The organism is Dactylosporangium sp. NPDC000244 (genome assembly GCF_040300725.1).
GTDB lineage: Bacteria > Actinomycetota > Actinomycetes > Mycobacteriales > Micromonosporaceae > Dactylosporangium.
Map to the genome: position 1 here is coordinate 50,248 of NZ_JBEPEH010000012.1, position 15,534 is coordinate 65,781.

The 15,534-nt window shown below is 72.8% G+C and carries 17 protein-coding genes and 10 tRNA genes; 10 read left to right on the forward strand and 17 right to left on the reverse strand.

Translation table 11 applies throughout. The annotated features are described in order from the left end of the window. The first annotated feature begins 46 nt into the window (after positions 1-46). Together ABT369_RS18435 and ABT369_RS18440 are read left to right on the forward strand one after the other, a co-directional pair. Entirely contained in the window at positions 47-1,195 is a 1,149-nt protein-coding gene (locus tag ABT369_RS18435; RefSeq protein ID WP_350613376.1) for an acyl-CoA dehydrogenase family protein, read from the forward strand. Positions 1,196-1,224: 29 nt separating this feature from the next. Then, a complete protein-coding gene (locus ABT369_RS18440) occupies positions 1,225-1,671 on the forward strand; it encodes an Lrp/AsnC family transcriptional regulator (protein WP_350613377.1) in 447 nt (148 codons plus the stop codon). On the opposite strand, the gene ABT369_RS18445 is transcribed toward ABT369_RS18440, so the two are convergent. Beyond that, on the reverse strand, positions 1,652-2,341 hold the full coding sequence (locus ABT369_RS18445; protein WP_350613379.1) for an HAD family hydrolase: 690 nt from the start codon (positions 2,339-2,341) through the stop codon (positions 1,652-1,654). The two genes, ABT369_RS18440 and ABT369_RS18445, sit on opposite strands and share 20 nt — an antisense overlap. A 97-nt stretch (positions 2,342-2,438) precedes the next feature. On the opposite strand from ABT369_RS18445, the gene ABT369_RS18450 reads away from it, so the two are divergent. Next, positions 2,439-3,011 (forward strand): histidine phosphatase family protein, encoded by a 573-nt coding sequence (locus tag ABT369_RS18450; protein ID WP_350613380.1) that lies wholly within the window; start codon positions 2,439-2,441, stop codon positions 3,009-3,011. A 200-nt stretch (positions 3,012-3,211) separates the two neighbouring features. Here the strand turns inward: ABT369_RS18450 and ABT369_RS18455 are convergent. From ABT369_RS18455 to ABT369_RS18500, 10 genes are all read right to left on the reverse strand, one after another. Then, positions 3,212-3,285, reverse strand: a tRNA-Cys gene (locus tag ABT369_RS18455). A gap of 5 nt (positions 3,286-3,290) precedes the next feature. Next, positions 3,291-3,363: transfer RNA gene (locus tag ABT369_RS18460), tRNA-Arg, on the reverse strand. A 5-nt stretch (positions 3,364-3,368) separates the two neighbouring features. Further along, a tRNA-Tyr gene (locus tag ABT369_RS18465) sits at positions 3,369-3,450 on the reverse strand. A 63-nt stretch (positions 3,451-3,513) separates the two neighbouring features. Then, positions 3,514-3,585 (reverse strand) — tRNA-Asn (locus ABT369_RS18470). Positions 3,586-3,588: 3 nt separating this feature from the next. Then, positions 3,589-3,668 (reverse strand) — tRNA-Met (locus ABT369_RS18475). 2 nt (positions 3,669-3,670) lie between these two features. Then, positions 3,671-3,743 (reverse strand) — tRNA-Lys (locus ABT369_RS18480). Positions 3,744-3,747: 4 nt separating this feature from the next. Beyond that, a tRNA-Glu gene (locus ABT369_RS18485) sits at positions 3,748-3,822 on the reverse strand. A gap of 41 nt (positions 3,823-3,863) precedes the next feature. Beyond that, a tRNA-Leu gene (locus ABT369_RS18490) sits at positions 3,864-3,936 on the reverse strand. A 12-nt stretch (positions 3,937-3,948) separates the two neighbouring features. Beyond that, positions 3,949-4,020 (reverse strand) — tRNA-Asp (locus ABT369_RS18495). A 5-nt stretch (positions 4,021-4,025) separates the two neighbouring features. Then, positions 4,026-4,097 (reverse strand) — tRNA-Ala (locus ABT369_RS18500). A gap of 462 nt (positions 4,098-4,559) precedes the next feature. On the opposite strand from ABT369_RS18500, the gene ABT369_RS18505 reads away from it, so the two are divergent. Together ABT369_RS18505 and ABT369_RS18510 are read left to right on the forward strand one after the other, a co-directional pair. Next, a complete protein-coding gene (locus ABT369_RS18505; RefSeq protein ID WP_350613382.1) occupies positions 4,560-5,081 on the forward strand; it encodes an HAD domain-containing protein in 522 nt (173 codons plus the stop codon). 25 nt (positions 5,082-5,106) lie between these two features. After that, positions 5,107-6,702 carry an LLM class flavin-dependent oxidoreductase gene (locus ABT369_RS18510; RefSeq protein WP_350613383.1) on the forward strand — a complete coding sequence of 532 codons (1,596 nt, stop codon included), beginning with the start codon at positions 5,107-5,109 and terminating at the stop codon, positions 6,700-6,702. On the opposite strand, the gene ABT369_RS18515 is transcribed toward ABT369_RS18510, so the two are convergent. Together ABT369_RS18515 and ABT369_RS18520 are read right to left on the reverse strand one after the other, a co-directional pair. After that, positions 6,687-7,619: an SDR family NAD(P)-dependent oxidoreductase gene (locus tag ABT369_RS18515; protein WP_350613385.1), complete on the reverse strand. Its 933-nt coding sequence runs from the start codon at positions 7,617-7,619 to the stop codon at positions 6,687-6,689. The two genes, ABT369_RS18510 and ABT369_RS18515, sit on opposite strands and share 16 nt — an antisense overlap. A gap of 168 nt (positions 7,620-7,787) precedes the next feature. Beyond that, positions 7,788-8,738, reverse strand: coding sequence for an SDR family NAD(P)-dependent oxidoreductase (locus ABT369_RS18520; RefSeq protein ID WP_350613387.1), 951 nt, complete (start codon positions 8,736-8,738; stop codon positions 7,788-7,790). Between the two features lie 97 nt (positions 8,739-8,835). Between ABT369_RS18520 and ABT369_RS18525 the strand changes: the two genes are divergently transcribed. Further along, positions 8,836-9,405, forward strand: coding sequence for a TetR/AcrR family transcriptional regulator (locus ABT369_RS18525; protein WP_350613389.1), 570 nt, complete (start codon positions 8,836-8,838; stop codon positions 9,403-9,405). A 21-nt stretch (positions 9,406-9,426) separates the two neighbouring features. Here the strand turns inward: ABT369_RS18525 and ABT369_RS18530 are convergent, their stop codons facing one another. After that, entirely contained in the window at positions 9,427-9,918 is a 492-nt protein-coding gene (locus ABT369_RS18530) for an LURP-one-related/scramblase family protein (protein WP_350613391.1), read from the reverse strand. 4 nt (positions 9,919-9,922) lie between these two features. Then, positions 9,923-10,693, reverse strand: a complete 771-nt coding sequence (locus ABT369_RS18535) for a class I SAM-dependent methyltransferase (protein ID WP_350613393.1) — start codon at positions 10,691-10,693, stop codon at positions 9,923-9,925. A gap of 39 nt (positions 10,694-10,732) precedes the next feature. Here ABT369_RS18535 and ABT369_RS18540 point away from each other — a divergent pair, with 39 nt between their 5' ends. From ABT369_RS18540 to ABT369_RS18550, 3 genes are all read left to right on the forward strand, one after another. Then, positions 10,733-11,380: a hypothetical protein gene (locus tag ABT369_RS18540; RefSeq protein ID WP_350613394.1), complete on the forward strand. Its 648-nt coding sequence runs from the start codon at positions 10,733-10,735 to the stop codon at positions 11,378-11,380. A gap of 97 nt (positions 11,381-11,477) precedes the next feature. Beyond that, on the forward strand, positions 11,478-11,834 hold the full coding sequence (locus tag ABT369_RS18545) for a hypothetical protein (RefSeq protein WP_350613395.1): 357 nt from the start codon (positions 11,478-11,480) through the stop codon (positions 11,832-11,834). Then, a complete protein-coding gene (locus ABT369_RS18550) occupies positions 11,762-12,124 on the forward strand; it encodes a DUF7737 domain-containing protein (RefSeq protein WP_350613397.1) in 363 nt (120 codons plus the stop codon). The genes ABT369_RS18545 and ABT369_RS18550 overlap by 73 nt, the downstream gene beginning before the upstream one ends. On the opposite strand, the gene ABT369_RS18555 is transcribed toward ABT369_RS18550, so the two are convergent. Further along, on the reverse strand, positions 12,066-12,992 hold the full coding sequence (locus ABT369_RS18555; protein ID WP_350613399.1) for an NHL repeat-containing protein: 927 nt from the start codon (positions 12,990-12,992) through the stop codon (positions 12,066-12,068). The genes ABT369_RS18550 and ABT369_RS18555 overlap by 59 nt on opposite strands. A 120-nt stretch (positions 12,993-13,112) precedes the next feature. Next, positions 13,113-13,763: a C40 family peptidase gene (locus tag ABT369_RS18560; RefSeq protein WP_350613400.1), complete on the reverse strand. Its 651-nt coding sequence runs from the start codon at positions 13,761-13,763 to the stop codon at positions 13,113-13,115. A 416-nt stretch (positions 13,764-14,179) separates the two neighbouring features. On the opposite strand from ABT369_RS18560, the gene ABT369_RS18565 reads away from it, so the two are divergent. Further along, positions 14,180-15,508, forward strand: coding sequence for an ABC transporter substrate-binding protein (locus ABT369_RS18565; protein ID WP_350613401.1), 1,329 nt, complete (start codon positions 14,180-14,182; stop codon positions 15,506-15,508). Positions 15,509-15,534 lie beyond the last annotated feature (26 nt).

Below are 15,534 nucleotides of genomic sequence, written 5' to 3' on the forward strand. Positions count from 1 at the left end.
GCAGGGCTTCGTCATGCCGGCGCCGGAGCGAAGCGGAGGTGTCGGCATGACCGTGGACCGGCCGTTCCTCTCCGACGAAGGCGCGGCGCTCATCGGGCTCGTCCGGGAGATCGCCGACGGCGAGCTGGCGCCGCGCGTCGACGAGTTCGAGGCCGAGCGCCGCTTCCCCCGCGAGCTGTTCAAGGTCCTCGGCCGGGCCGGGCTGCTCGGCCTGCCCTACCCCGAGGAGGTCGGCGGGGCCGGGGTGCCCTACGAGCTCTACCTGCAGGTCCTCGAGGAGCTCGCGGCCCGCTGGCTGGCCGTGGCCGAGGGCGTCTCCGTGCACACCCTCGCCTGCTACCCCCTCGCCGCCTTCGGCTCCGACGAGCAGCGCAAACAGCTGCTGCCCGACATGCTCGGCGGCGAGCAGCTCGGCGCCTACTGCCTCTCCGAGCCGCACAGCGGCTCCGACGCCGCCGCCCTCAAGACCCGGGCCGCGGCCGGGCCGGACGGCTGGACGGTGCGCGGCACCAAGGCCTGGATCACCCACGCCGGCCAGGCCGACTTCTACAACGTCTTCGCGCGCACCGGCGGCCCGCAGACCGAGGGGCGCGCGGCCGGCATCTCCTGCCTGCTCATCGACGGCGCCACCCCCGGCGTCGAGGCCCAGGCGCCCGAGAAGACCATGGGCCTGCGCTCCTCGACCGTCGCCCAGCTCGTCTTCGACGGCGCCGTCGTGCCCGCCGACCGGCTCATCGGCGAGGAGGGCGGCGGCTTCCGGATCGCGCTGAGCGCGCTGGACGGCGGCCGGCTCGGCATCGCCGCCTGCGCCGTCGGGCTCGCCCAGGCCGCGCTGGACTACGCCGCCGCCTACGCCCGCGAGCGCGAGCAGTTCGGCCGGCCGGTCGCCGAGTTCCAGGGCGTCGGGTTCATGCTCGCCGACATGGCGACGCAGATCGCCGCCGCCCGGGCGCTGTACCTCGCCGCCGCCCGCCTGCGCGACGCCGGGCTCCCGCACACCGCCGAGGCGGCCAAGGCCAAGCTGTTCTGCACCGACACCGCGATGCGGGTCACCACCGACGCGGTCCAGGTGCTCGGCGGCGCCGGATACGTGTCGGACCACCCCGTCGAGCGGTACATGCGCGAGGCCAAGGTCCTGCAGATCTTCGAGGGCACCAACCAGATCCAGCGGGTGGTGATCTCCCGATCGCTGTAACCGCTTGCCCGGCAGGTTAGGGTTCGCACGTGGAAGAGACCGATCGCGCGATCGTCGCGGCCCTCGCCGTCGACGGCCGCCTGTCCTACACCGACCTGGCCGAGCGGGTCGGGCTGTCGGTGTCGGCCGTGCACCAGCGGGTGCGGCGGCTGGAGCAGCGCGGCGTCATCAAGGGGTACACCGCGAAGGTCGACCACGACGCGCTCGGCCTCTCGCTGACCGCCTTCGTCGCGATCCGGCCGCTCGACCCGTCCCAGCCCGACGACGCCCCCGACCGGCTGGCCAAGCTGCGGCAGATCGAGAGCTGCTACTCCGTGGCCGGCGAGGACTTCTACATGCTGCTCGTGCGCGTGGAGAACCCGCTCGCCCTGGAGCGGCTGCTGCAGGAGATCCGCTCCGCGGCCAACGTCACGACCCGCACGACCGTCGTGCTGTCGACGCCCTACGAGCACCGCCCTAGCGCGCGGCCCGCCTGATCGCGTCGAGGACCCGGTCCAGGTCGGCCAGGTCGTCCAGGGCCTCGTGGGCTCCCGCGGTCTCCAACTCGCTGCGGGTGTACCGCCCCGTCGCCACCGCCACCACCCCGACGCCACTGGTCAGCGCGGCGACCACGTCCTCGGGCGTGTCCCCGACGAGCACCACCCGGTCGAAGCGCCGCCCGTGCCGGCTGTGCGCGTTGTGCCGGGCGATCCCCACCAGCTCCGCGCGCACCTCGTGGCTCCACCCGTACGCCCCCGCCTCGAGGTCCAGGTGCTCGGCCAGCCCGAACGGCGTCAGCTTCACCTCGGCGATGTGCCGCACGTTGCCGGTCAGCAGCGACTGCACCGTGCGCGTGCGGACCTCGGCCACGGCCTCGGCCGCCCCCGGCAACGCCCGCGCCCGCACCGGCAGCAGGTGCGCGAGCTCGTCCATCGCCGTTTCGGCCCCCGCGCGCAGGTCCTCGAGGTTCCCCACGGTCACCGGCACCGCGTTGAGGCGCAGCATGTCCTTCGCGATCGCCAGGTCGGTCCGCCCGGCCATCGGCGGCTGATGCGCCGGCTCGACCCCGAAGCGCCGCTTGAAGGCCAGGTTGTAGGCCTCCCGCCCCAGCCCGTCCACGTTGACCAGCGTGTGGTCCACATCCCAGAGCACCAGAACCCCGTCCACCCGGTGCAGCGTAGTGCGCCGCCCGCCGATCGCCCAGGCGGGCCGCGGTCGTGCACGTTTGCGGGCACGGCGCGGCCGCAACCGGCACAATGTGCGGATGGGTGAGATCGTGGTCGTACGGCACGGGCAGACCGAGTGGAGCGCCGCAGGCAAGCACACCTCGACGACCGACCTGGACCTCACGGCCGCGGGCGAGGACGGCGCCCGGTCCCTGGCCCGAGCGCTGGCCAACCGCGCCTTCGTGGCCGTCGTCAGCAGCCCCCGTCACCGGGCCCGCCGCACCGCCGAGCTGGCCGGCCTGATCGTCACCGAGATCGACAACGACATCGCGGAGTGGGACTACGGCACCTACGAGGGCCGCACGACGGCCGAGATCCGCGCCGAGGCCCCGGACTGGGACCTGTGGCGCGACGGCTGCCCGGACGGCGAGTCCCCGGATCAGGTGACGATCCGGATGGACCGCTTCATCAGCAAGCTCCGCCCGATGCTGGTCCTGGGCGACGTGGCGGTGGTGAGCCACGGCCACGCGTCGCGCTCGCTGGCGGCGCGGTGGCTGGAGCAGCCCCTGGCGTTCGGCGCCCACCTGACCCTCGGCACCGCGACGGTCTCGGTGCTCGGCCACGAGCACGGCGCCCCGTCCCTGCGCCTGTGGAACGCCCCGCCGGCCTGACCCCGCCGCCCGGGCGCTTGCAAGCCACTTGCCGCCTGCCGGGGTATAAATCGGATACGCCCGGATGCGAAACGGCCGGGACGAGTCGCAGGCCCCGGTGTCGATCCGGGCACTCCGCCCTTATGAGGGGCGGCCGAGCAGCCGACGCTCCGCCTGCGGTGGTCAGTCCACAGTGGATGGCGACACGCGGGGTGGTGACGAGGCCACAGCCGGATTCGAACCGGCATGTCTCGATTTGCAGTCGAGCCCCTTGGACCAACTCGGGCATATGGCCGTGCGTGCCTCCGGCTGGACTCGAACCAGCGGCCTTCAGGTTCGGAACCTGGTGCTCTCTCCGCTGAGCTACGAAGGCAGGTGTGCGGGCGAAGGGATTCGAACCCCCTCAGCAACAGCAGCTGGGTTACAGCCAGCCCCGACTCTCCAGCGTCGGCGCGCCCGCTCGAGGGACGGGACCGGCCGGCCCCCGTTGACGCGGCCGGTCCCGTCGGAAAGGTGGTGCGGGCTCCGATGCCCGGATTCGAACCGGGACCTGGACGGTTAACAGCCGTCTGCCCTGCCGTTGGGCGACATCGGAACGTGGATGCAGGGGCGGGATTCGAACCACGCGATTTCCGGCTTATGAGACCGGCGAGGACGACCGAGCTCCTCTACCCTGCTAGTGCGCCGCCGGGGACTCGAACCCCGAACACGCCGATTAAGAGTCGGCTGCTCTACCCGTTGAGCTAGCGGCACGTCGAAGCGCGGACGGGACTCGAACCCGCAACGTTCCGGGGTGAAAACCCGGTGACTCTCCCCATTCGTCCACCGCGCCCCGCCAGACACGCACGTCAGACACGCACGTCACACACGAAGTGCCCCCGGCGCGATTCGAACGCGCACCGTCGACGTCCTCAACGTCGTGCCTCTGCCGTTGGGCTACGAGGGCAACTGCACCACGCACCGCCGACCGGGTTCGAACCGGCGACCTCGGCCTCGACAGGACCTTGCTCTTCCACTGAGCTACGACGGCGTGAGTGGACCTGAGCGGATTCGAACCGCTGACCCTCGGTCTGCCAGACCGATGCGCTACCGCTGCGCCACAAGCCCATGGCGCCGCCGGCGGGACAGCCCGCCGTGCGGCACACAAAGAACCACCATGCGTGTGCCATCCACTGTGTACTTATCAATTGCACGAATGCACGGGGCGCGTTCGATCGCCCATTCACGAATCGTCGTGAATGGTGGAGCGGAGGTACGAAAAAGCCGCCCGGTCCCCGGTGGGGAGGGCGGCGGAGGCATCGCTAGCGGGCTGCTAGCCGCTCCACCGACCCGAGGCGTTATCGCAGGTCAGACAGGCATAACCGGCGACCGGAAGGGTAAGGCCGCCCATGGCGCGCTTGGCTTCGAGCTCGCGGCGCCGCTGCATGGCTTCCTCCTTCTTCCCGGTTCGTGTCTTCTCGGTGCTGATGAATACCCTACGCATTCCGTGCCGCCCGCACAATGTATTTATCGCGCCGTTGTTCGAATCGGCCCATTGGTGCCGGGGCGCGGAGGAGGTACCTTCCCCCCATGCCGGACCTGAGCGACGAGCTGTGGAGCGAGCCGCCGCCGGTGTGGCTGCTCGACGTCGACGGCGTCATCAACGTGAAGCGCCCGGGCTGGGGCGCGGCGCCGTTCCAGGGCCGCGCGCACGCGCTCGGCGCCGAGTGGCGGCTGCGCTGGGCGCCCGCGCTCGTGCAGCGCATCCGCCGGCTGCACCGCGACGGCGTGGCCGAGGTGCGCTGGTGCTCGACGTGGTGCGCGTGGCCGGGCGAGGTCGAGCGCCTCTTCAAGCTGCCGGGCCTGGACCGCGCGTTCGGGGAGGTGCCCGACTTCTCGGTGGCCAAGCTCGCCGCGGCCCGCACCGTGCTGCGCGAGGGGCGCCGGCTGGTGTGGACCGACGACGTCGAGGTGCCCGGGCCCGGCCCGCTGCACGACGAGCTGGTCCGCGACGGCCGGGCCCTGCTCATCCGGCCGGACCCGCGGCGCGGGCTGCAGCCGACCCACCTCGACGCGATCGAGGAGTTCTGCACCACACCGCTTGGACCGTGAACCTTCTGTGTGAAATATTATCTGCATGACCGACTATGGCCACGATCTGCGCTTCGGGACGTTCCTGCCCGCCGAGGCCGCCAACGCCGCCGAGGCGCTGCGGCTCGCGGTGCGCACCGAGGAGCTCGGGCTGGACCTGACGAGCCTGCAGGACCACCCGTACCAGGGCCGCTTCCTGGACTCCTGGACGCAGCTGTCGGTGATCGCCGCGCACACCGAGCGGATCACGGTGTTCCCGAACGTCGCCAACCTGCCGCTGCGCCCGCCCGCGGTGCTCGCCCGGGCCGCGGCCAGCCTGGACCTGCTCACCGGCGGCCGGGTCGAGCTCGGCCTCGGCGCGGGCGGGTTCTGGGACGCGATCGAGGGGATGGGCGTCGCGCGGCGCACCCCCGGCCAGGCGCTGCAGGCGCTCGAGGAGGGCATCGCGGTCATCCGGGCGCTGTGGAGCGAGGAGCGCTCGGCCCGCGTCGACGGGGAGTACTACCGGCTGCGGGGCGCGCACCCCGGCCCCGGTGCGGCGCACGACATCGGCATCTGGGTCGGCGCGATCAAGCCGCGCGCGCTCGCCCTCACCGGCCGGCTCGCCGACGGGTGGCTGCCCAGCTCGCCGTACATGCCGCCGGAGCAGCTCGCCGAGTCCAACCGGCGCATCGACGAGGCCGCGCAGGCCGCGGGCCGGCGGCCGCAGGACGTGCGCCGCCTCTACAACATCGCCGGCACCTTCCGCGGCGACGGCCGCGAGTTCCTGCAGGGCCCGCCGAAGGTCTGGGTCGAGCAGCTCGCCGAGCTCGCGGTCACCGAGGGCATGAGCGCGTTCATCCTCATGGTGCAGGCCGGCGGCGACGAGGACCTGGAGCGCTTCGCCATGGAGGTGGCGCCGGCGGTCCGCGAGCTGGTCACCGCCGAGCGCACCCGCCCGGGCGCGGCTCACGCACCCGAGGAGGCCGAGGGCGCCGAGGAAGCCGAGGCCGTCGAGGTCATCGAGGTCGCGTCGCCCGGGGCCGTGGCGGTGCGCGCGCACAACGAGACCCTCGCGACCCCCACGGCGGACGACGGCACCCGGCTGTCGAGCGAGCGGCTGTGGGACGAGTCCGAGCGCCCGGAGGGCCCCGAGAGCGATCTCACCGTCCGCTACAGCGCGCGCCAGCGCGCGTCGGGCCAGCACCTCGTCGACGTGCACGACCACCTGCGGCAGGAGCTGGCCCAGGTGCGCGACCTCGTGGAGCAGGTCGCGGCGGGCGCCCTCGACCTCGGCCGGGCCCGCTCGATGATCAACACGATGGCCATGCGGCAGAACAACTGGACCCTCGGCACGTACTGCGAGAGCTACTGCCGCGTGGTCACCACCCACCACACGATCGAGGACATGAGCCTGTTCCCGCGCCTGCGGGCGGCCGACCCCCGGCTCGTGCCGGTCGTCGACCGCCTCGAGGCGGAGCACCACGTGATCGCCGAGGTTCTCGAGCGGGTCGACGCGGCGCTGGTGGCGATGGTCGCGCGGCCGGAGGGCATCGCCGAGGTCCGCGCCGCGGTCGACCTGCTCACCGACACGCTCCTGTCGCACCTGTCGTACGAGGAGCGCTCCCTGGTCGAGCCCCTGAGCCGCTACCAGGTGATGTGAGTCGCGGCCACCGACACGTCCCAGAGCCGGGCGGCGGCCTCGGGGTCGAGCGCGTAGGCGGCGACCCCGGTGCGCGTGCCCGGCCGGTTGGGCTCGGCCTCGCGGCAGTCCTCGTAGTACCGGCCGCCGACGCCGTCCGCGGCCGGGGACGCGGCCAGCAGCGCCGAGGTCGCCGCGCCCTGCTCCGGGGTCTTCCAGCGGATCGGCACCCCGCCGTTGGCCGCCGTCGCGGTCCGCACCAGCTCGTCCACGTCGACGTGGCGCTGCAGGTTGGTGCGGATGCCGCCGGGGCTCAGGGCGTTGACCCGGATCCCGTCGCCGGCCCAGCGCCGGTCGGCCTCGACGGCGAAGAGCACGTTCGCCGTCTTCGACTGACCGTAGGCGAGCCACGGCTCGTACTCGCGGCGCTCGAAGTGGATGTCCTCGAACACCACCGGGGAGCGCAGGTGCGCGGCCGAGCTGACCGCGACCACGCGCGCCCCGCCCGCGGCCCGCAGCGCCGGCAGCAGGCGGGCGGCGAGCGCGAAGTGCCCGAGGTGGTTGGTCGCGAACTGCAGCTCCCAGCCCTCCGCGGTGCGGCCCAGCGGCGAGGCCATCACGCCCGCGTTGTTCACGAGGATGTGCAGTGGCCCGTCCCAGGCCTCGGCGAACGCCCGCACCGACGCCTGGTCGGCCAGATCGAGCGGCGCCACGTGTACTGCCTTGTTGCCGGTCGACGCGATGAGCTCCGCGGCGGTCGCCTCGCCCGCGGCGGCGTTGCGCACCGCGAGGGTGACCTCGGCCCCGGCGCCGGCCAGGGCGCGGGCGGTCTCGATGCCGATCCCGGACGCGCCGCCGGTGACGATCGCGCGCCGGCCGGCCAGGTCGACGCCCGCGAGGACCTCGGCCGCCGTGGACTCGAATCCGAAGCCGCTCATGCCGACACCTCCGCAAGCTCCGGCGCCGACATGAGGAAACTGTCTCCATGATGAGCGGCCCCTCCGCTCCGCTCCGGACCGCTCATGCCGACACCTCCGCAAGCTCCGGCGCCGACATGAGGAAACTGTCTCCATGATGAGCGGCCCCTCCGCTCCGCTCCGGACCGCTCATCGCTGGACCTCCTTGACGCTGATGTCCCAGAGGCGCTCGGCGGCCTCCGGGTCGAGCGCGTGCGCCGCGACACCCGTGCGCGTGCCCGGCTGATGGGGACCGGCCTCGGCGCAGTCCTCGAAGTACTTCCCGCCGACTCCAGATTTCCCGCCGGCTCCGTCCAGCAGCGGCGAGGCGGCGAGCAGGGCCGACGTCGCGGCACCCTGCTCCACGGACTTGAATCGCGGCGCGGCGTCGCCGGTCTGCTCGCGCATGCGCTGGAGCTCGGCGGGGTCGACGTACCGCTGCAGGTTCGTCCGGATGGAACCGGGGTGCAGCGCGTTGACGAGGATCCCCTCGCCGGACCAGCGCCGGGTCGCCTCGACGGCGAAGAGGACGTTCGCGGTCTTCGACTGCCCGTAGGCGAGCCACGGCTCGTACGCGCGCCGCTCGAAGTGGATGTCGTCGAACACCACCGCCGAGAAGAGGTGCGCGCTGGAAGAGACCGACACGACCCGCGCGCCGTGCGCGGCCCGCAGCGCCGGCAGCAGCCCGGTGGCGAGCGCGAAGTGCCCGAGGTGGTTGGTGGCGAACTGCAGCTCCCAGCCCTCGGGGGAGCGGCCCAGCGGCCGGGCCATGACGCCGGCGTTGTTGACGAGGATGTGCAGGGGTCCGTCCCAGGCCGCGGCGAACGCCCGCACCGACGGCTGGTCGGCCAGGTCGAGCGGCGCCACGAACAGGTGCTTGTTGCCCGTGGTCGCGGTGATGTCCTCGGCGGTGCGCTCGCCCGCGGCGGTGTCGCGCACGGCCAGGGTGACCTCGGCGCCGGCGGCGGACAGCGCGCGGGCGGTCTCGACGCCGATCCCGGACGCGCCGCCGGTGACGATCGCGCGGCGCCCGGTCAGGTCGACCCCGGCGAGCACCTGGGACGCGGTCGAGTCCCAGGCGAACGGTGTGCTGATGGTCATGATCCTCTCCTGTCGGTACCATCTCAAACGGAGGAGCCTCCAGATGTCCTAACCGTAACCGGAGGTGCCTCCGTTTGACTCACCTTTGGAGTGTGACGTGACCCACCCCGCCCGTCCCCTGCGGGCCGACGCCCAGCGCAACCGCGACCGCCTGCTCGAGGCCGCCCTGCTGGCCTTCGCGAACGAACCGAGCGACGAGGTGACCCTGGAGCGCGTGGCTCGCGACGCCGGCGTCGGCATCGGCACCCTCTACCGCCATTTCCCGACCCGGGAGGCGCTGATCGAGGAGGTGTACCGCGCGGAGCTCACCCGCCTCTGCGAGTCCGCCCCGCGCCTGCTGGCGGCGCTTGCCCCCGACGCCGCCCTGCGCGCCTGGATGGACGCCTTCATCGACTACTCGGCGGCCAAGCGCGGCCTGGCGGAGGCCCTGCGGACGGTCATCGCCGCGGGCGGGCAGCCCTTCGCACAGAGCCGGGCGCGCATGGAGGCGGCTCTGGCGGAACTCCTGGCCGCAGGCGCCGGCTCGGGCCTGCGGCAGGACGTCGACCCTTACGACGTGCTGGTGGCGCTCAGCTCCGTCTCCCTGTGGGTGTCGGAGCCGGACCGCCGGGCCCAGGGCGGCCGGGTCCTGGACCTGCTGATGGACGGCCTACGGTTCACCGGATAGGCCGCCTGCCGTGCGCCGCGATCAGCCGTTCTCGTCCTTCTCGCGCTGGATCGCCAGCTCCAGGGCGAGCACGGCGCACAGGATGAGCAGGTGGTTCTCGCCGTCGGCGATGTTCACCGCGTAGCTGTCGCGGATCGTCAGCCAGCGCTTGGAGACCTGGGCCACCTCGCGGCCGCCGCGCTCCACCGTGAACTCGTGGTCGAAGAGGTTCCCGGCCATGGTCAGGTCGTCCGGCCCGGGCACGTCGATGGTGAACTTCTCGCGGAACGGCGTGAAGAGCTTCTTGCGCACCTCGGCGGCCTCCTCGCCGCCGATCTCGATCTGGTACGTCGGGCGCAGCGCGATGAGCTTGCGATGCACGGAGGCGACCTCGTTGCCGGCGGGGTCCTCGACGACGAGCCGGTCGCGCAGGCTCAGCACCTTGCCGTCGACGTGCAGGACCTTGCGCCCGTGGTCGTCGGTGACGTCGAAGTCGTCGCCGATGTCGAAGAAGCGCTCCTTGATGACATACATGCCGTCAATTGTCGGCCCGCGGCGCCACTCCCGCCCGGTTCGCCGGCTTGCGCGCCAGCACGAGGAAGCCGCGCAGGTCGAGGACCGTGCCGCCGCCGAGCGCGTCCAGCGTCCGGGCGAGCACGTCCAGGGTGCGCTCCTGCGCGTGCGGGGTCTTGGTGCGGAACGGTCCGAAGGTGCGCACGAGCCGCAGGTACGCCGCGGCGTCCAGCGGCAGCGTCCGGCTCGTCGCGTCCGCGCGCACGTCCGCCCACAGCCCGGACCCGAGGACGTCGCGGTGGACCCAGGCATCGTCGCGTACGACCGCCGGGGTCTGATCCACCGACGCGAAGGCCTCGTCGAACGCGCGCCGGTGGGCGGGGTCGGCGTAGTCGTAGCGGTGCCCGAACACGGCGAGCGTGCCGCCGGGGCGCAGCGCGTCGAACGCCAGCCGGTTGCGGCGCTCCGGGTCGAGCCAGTGCCAGGCCAGCGCGCACCCGACGACGTCCGCGGGCCCGGCGCCGGCCTCCTCGAACGGCGCGACGACCACTGCGGCGGCGGGGAAGCGGGCCGCGAGCAGCGCGGCCATCCGCGGGTCGGGCTCGACGCAGGTGAGCCGGCCGCCGAGCGCGTGCAGCACCGCGGTGCCCTTGCCGGTCCCGGCCCCGATCTCCAGCACGTCGCCCGGCGTCGATCCATGGTAGCCGGCGATGGCCTCGGCCAGCCCGGGCGCGTACGCCGGCCGCGCGTCCTCGTAGACGTCGGCCACCTCACCGAACCGCGTGCCGTCCCGCATGCCCCCCACGATCGCACACGGCGTGGTATCAAGACCCGCGTGACCGCCGATGAGCAGCCGCCCGCCCCACCGAAGCAGTCCTACACGATCCTCATCGTCTCTGTCGCCTGCGCCCTGCTGATCCTCGTCGGCGCCGCCGTCTACATCGGACTGGACCTGCGCTCGGCCCGCGAGTCCGCCGAGTCCGCCGAGGCCGCCCCGGCGCGGCCCAGCCCGACCGCCACCTGCCCCAACGGCGTCAAGTTCACCTGCGTGCCGAGCCGGTCGCTGCCGGTCACGCTGGAGCGCTGGCACGAGGCCAGCGGCATCAGCCTGCTCGACGACGGCGCGGTCGAGCGCACGGCGACCGAGTTCATGCCGATCGGGGTCCCCGGCGGCAATCTCCTCGCCCGCGTCTCGCACGATGGCAACGCGCTCTTCGAGGTCGGCTGCGACCTCTCGGCGGACCCGGGCGCCGAGTTCGGCAGCGACGCCCTGCAGCGGCTGTACGGCTGTGCGGGATCGGCCATCCCGGCGGACGCCTCCTACACCCAGCCCGTCCTGTCGTGGATCAGCCGCGCGCTGACGACGAGGAGCGACTCCCGCTTCAACTGCAGGGCCGTCACGATGTCGGCTCAATTCACGCCCGGCCACTACGACATCGAGGTCACCCCGGCGATCGACCCGAACTCTTGCGGCACGGCCTGAATCCGGGTCCGAACGGTGTGCGGTTCCCGGCCGGACGGGCGAGCCGGTCCGGACGGCGGTGTCTTGGCGTCACGGCATCGTCTCGGGAGGTAATCGCATGGAGCTGGATGCCGCCGTAGCCCTCGTCACCGGCGCCGGGCGCGTTCTCTACGCCCTGCACGCGGCCGGGGCCCTGGACGTGTCCACTGTGGAGGGGGCGTTCGGCCGGGACCCGTACCTCTGGAAGGGCCTGGACGACGCGGCCTGCCACCCGTTCGTGCACGACGTCGCCGACGCGATGCTGTGGCGCGGCGAGGACGTCCCGCTGGTGCGCCCGCAGGGCCTGGCACCCTGTCGCCGCCGGAGCTGGACCGGCTGCGGCGCATCCCCGAGGCCGCCGCGATGCTCCCCGCGCTGCTGTGGCGGGACGCGTCCGGCACCGTCGGCCTGCTGTCCGATGTGGACGGCCCGCTGACCGCGGTCCACCCGCACCACCTCTACGAGCGCGGCGCGCTGTCGCGCTGGCAGGCCGAGGACGACCCGATGGCGAGCGTCATCCTGAGCAAGGTCCTGCTGCTGGCCGAGGACGAGCACATCACCGACCCGTCGATCCTGTCCCAGCTGCCCCCGGGCCTGAACCGGGCCACTACGCACGGGCCGTCCGCGGGCGAAATGCGGCCCGCGGACGGCGACGAGACGGCGTCGGTCAGAAGGCGGCGACGGACACGGCGGTGTAGGCCGTGTCCGGGGCCGGGGTCGTGGTGAAGCGGGCGTTGGGCAGGTACAGGCGGTGCCCGAACTGCGCGATCGTCGTCGGCACGTCGAAGCGCGGGTCGGTCCGCTCGGCGCGGACGCGGCCCGTCCGCCCGGCGCGGTCGAGGTCGACGGCGACGACCTTGTTGTCGCGGTTCTGCACCACGTAGAGCGTGCGCCCGGCCAGCCACAGCCCGTCGCCGTTGACGAAGGTGCGCTCGCCGGTGTCGATCCGCTTGGTGGCGCCGGTGCGCGGGTCGATGCGGAACAGGAAGCCGGTGTTGGACTGCACGGCGATCAGCGCCCGGCCGTCGGGCGTCGCGGCGATGCCGTTGAGGTTGTTGACGCCCGGCGTGAGCACGAAGTCGCCGGTCAGGGCGAGCGTCGTGAACGACGCCGGCAGCTCGCCGTGGCGGCCGGTCGTCACCTTGTAGAGCACCGCCTGCCGCGAGTCGGTGAAGTACGCGGAGCCGTCGAGCAGGATCACGTCGTTGACGAACGTGGTGCCGGTCGTGAACGCGTAGGAGGCGAGCACCGCCCCGGTGCGGGTGTCCACGACGCGGGCGTTGCCACCGCCCCCGCCGGCGACGAACAGCCGTCCCCGGTTGTCGGTCTTCATCCCCAGTGAGGCGGTGCCGACCGCCGGGCTGAGCTGGGCGCCGGCCCCGCTGACGAGGTTCACGCGGTAGATGCGCCCGTCGGCGCGGGAGCCGAAGTAGGCGAAGGGTCCCGGGCCGATCGCGATGCCCTCGGGCTGGAAACCGTCGGGCAGGTCGATCGTGGTCGGCAGCGGGCGGTCCGCGCCCGCCGGGTTCGCCGCGGCCGGTCCGGCCAGCAGTGTGGCCGTGATCGCGGCGGCCAGGGTCAGCACAACTGTCACGCGTCGATGTACGGTCATGTCTGGTTCTACCCCCGGTCGGCGGAAGCGGTTCAGCTCACGACCGGCCGATCGGCCCGGGCGGGCGCCCTCCTGAGGGAAACGCCCACCGGGGCCGACGCTCTACAGGAAGCGGTACGCCGTGCCGCCGCGCACCGGGGCGACCCGGATGCCCGCCGACGGGTTGGCCGCCTCGACCATCTTGCCGTTGCCGATGTAGATGGCGACGTGCCCGGACGTGTGGATGACGTCGCCCGGCATCCACTGGCCGGACGGCACCTGACGGCCGCGGGCCGCGATCTGCTCGCTCTGGTGCGGCAGCTTGATGCCGACCCGGGCGTATGCGGCCATCACGAGACCGCTGCAGTCGTAGGCGTCCGGGCCCGCCTTGGCGTACACGTAGGGCTTGCCCACCTGGGCGAGCGCGAAGTTCACCACGGTGCCCGCGGCCCCCGATGGGGGCGCCACCGACGTCGTGGTCTGGTTCGACTTCGAGGTGGACTTCGACGTGGACTTGGTCGTCTTCGACGGCTGCTTCTGCGCCGTCTTCGTCTTGGTCGGCGCCGGGGCGGGCGGCGGGGCCGGGGCGACCGCCGCGTCGCGCGCCGAGGCGGCGAGCGTGACGTAGTGGTCGCGGTGGGCGCGGTCGACGCGCTCGTAGGCGGCGAGCAGGGCCTCCTGCTCGGCGAGCGTCGGGGCGGGGGAGCCGGTCAGGACCGTCTCGGCCGCCTTGGTCTGCGTCGATGCCGGATTCGGTGGTTGGGCTAGCGCCACAGGAATTGGCAGGGCGGAGGGGCCGAGCCAGACGGCGGAAAGGGCAAGGGCTGCGGTGCCCGCTGCGATGCGGTGCAGCGGCTGATGTGCGTTCAGGTCGGCTCCAGGAACGGCCCGGTGCACTCTCGCGTGTCTCGGGTGGGAGCGCCCCGTGGGGGCGGCGCTGACCCGAAGTACCGGGCAAAGCGGACGATTTCGTTATGCCGCCCCATGCGGGGCCGTTGGCGACGCTAGGCCGGATGCCACGCGGTGTGGCCAGCTCGTGACATTCCTCACCACCTATCTCACCCACTGTTGGGCGGGTATCGGCAGATATGTCCGTACCGACCGGACAACCTTTTTCGGCTGTTCGGGCGTCTCGGTTGCACCTTCTCCGGCCGCCTGTTTGGCACCGTTTCGAGGCTTATGCTGCATTCATGGGCTCTGCCGCGGTACTGCGCGCCACCGCGATCACCGCGACCGTCGCGCTGCTCGCCGCGTGCGCCGGCACCGACGCCGGGGGCCCGTCCGCCGAAGCCGCCTGCGCGCCCTACGCCGACTACCGGGGCCACCAGGGCACCACCGTCACCATCAGCTCCTCGATCCGCGACGTCGAGGCCGACAAGCTCGTGCGGGCCTGGGAGACCTTCCAGTCCTGCACCGGCATCACCATCGACTACACCGGCCGCGCCGACTTCGAGGCCACCCTGCCGGCCGAGGTCGCCGCCGGGCGCGTCCCCGACCTCGCCTTCTTCCCGCAGCCGGGCCTGCTGGCCGCCATGGCGCACACCGGCCGGCTCAAGCCCGCCGGCAAGGCCGTCGCCGCCGACGTCGATCGCTACTACCCCGCCGACTGGAAGCGCTACGGCGTCGTCGACGGGGTCCTCTACGGCGCCCCGCTGGACGGCAACGTGAAGTCGTTCGTGTGGTACTCCCCGAAGTACTTCGCCGAGCACGGCTGGACCGTCCCGCAGACCTGGGCCGACCTGATCGCCCTCAGCGACCGCATCGCCGCCACCGGCATCAAGCCCTGGTGCGCGGGTGTCGAGTCCGGCGGCGCGACCGGCTGGCCCATCACCGACTGGCTCGAGGACACCCTCCTGCGCACCGCCGGCCCCGCCGTCTACGACCAGTGGGTCGAGCACCGCATCCCGTTCGACGACCCGCGGGTCGTCGACGCGCTCGAGCGCGTCGGGACGATCCTGCGCAACCCCCGGTACGTCAACGGCGGCTACGGCGGCGTCGAGTCCATCGCCGGCACGGCCTTCCAGGAGGGCGGCCTGCCGATCCTGCAGCACCAGTGCGCCCTGCACCGCCAGGCGTCGTTCTACATGAACTGGTGGCCGGCCAACGCCACCATCGCCGAGGACGGCGACCTCTACGCCTTCTACCTGCCGCCGGTCGATCCCGCCGCCGGCCGGCCCGTGCTCGGCGCCGGCGTCTTCGCCGCCGCGTTCGCCGACCGGGCCGAGGTCCAAGCGGTCGCCGCGTACCTCGCCACCCCCGCCTTCGCCGACAGCCGCGCCCGGACCGGCGGCGTCGTGAGCCCCAACACGGGCCTGGACAAGACCGTGCTCACCAACCCGATCGAGAAGCTCTCCGCCGGCCTGCTCACCGACCCCGGGGTCACCTTCCGCTTCGACGGCTCCGACCAGATGCCCGCCGCCGTCGGCGCCGGCGCCTTCTGGGCCGGCATGACCGACTGGATCAAGGGGGCCGACACCGCTACCGTCCTGCACCGCATCGAGACCAGCTGGCCGGCTTGATCCGTGGCCCCGGATGCCGATGTGGT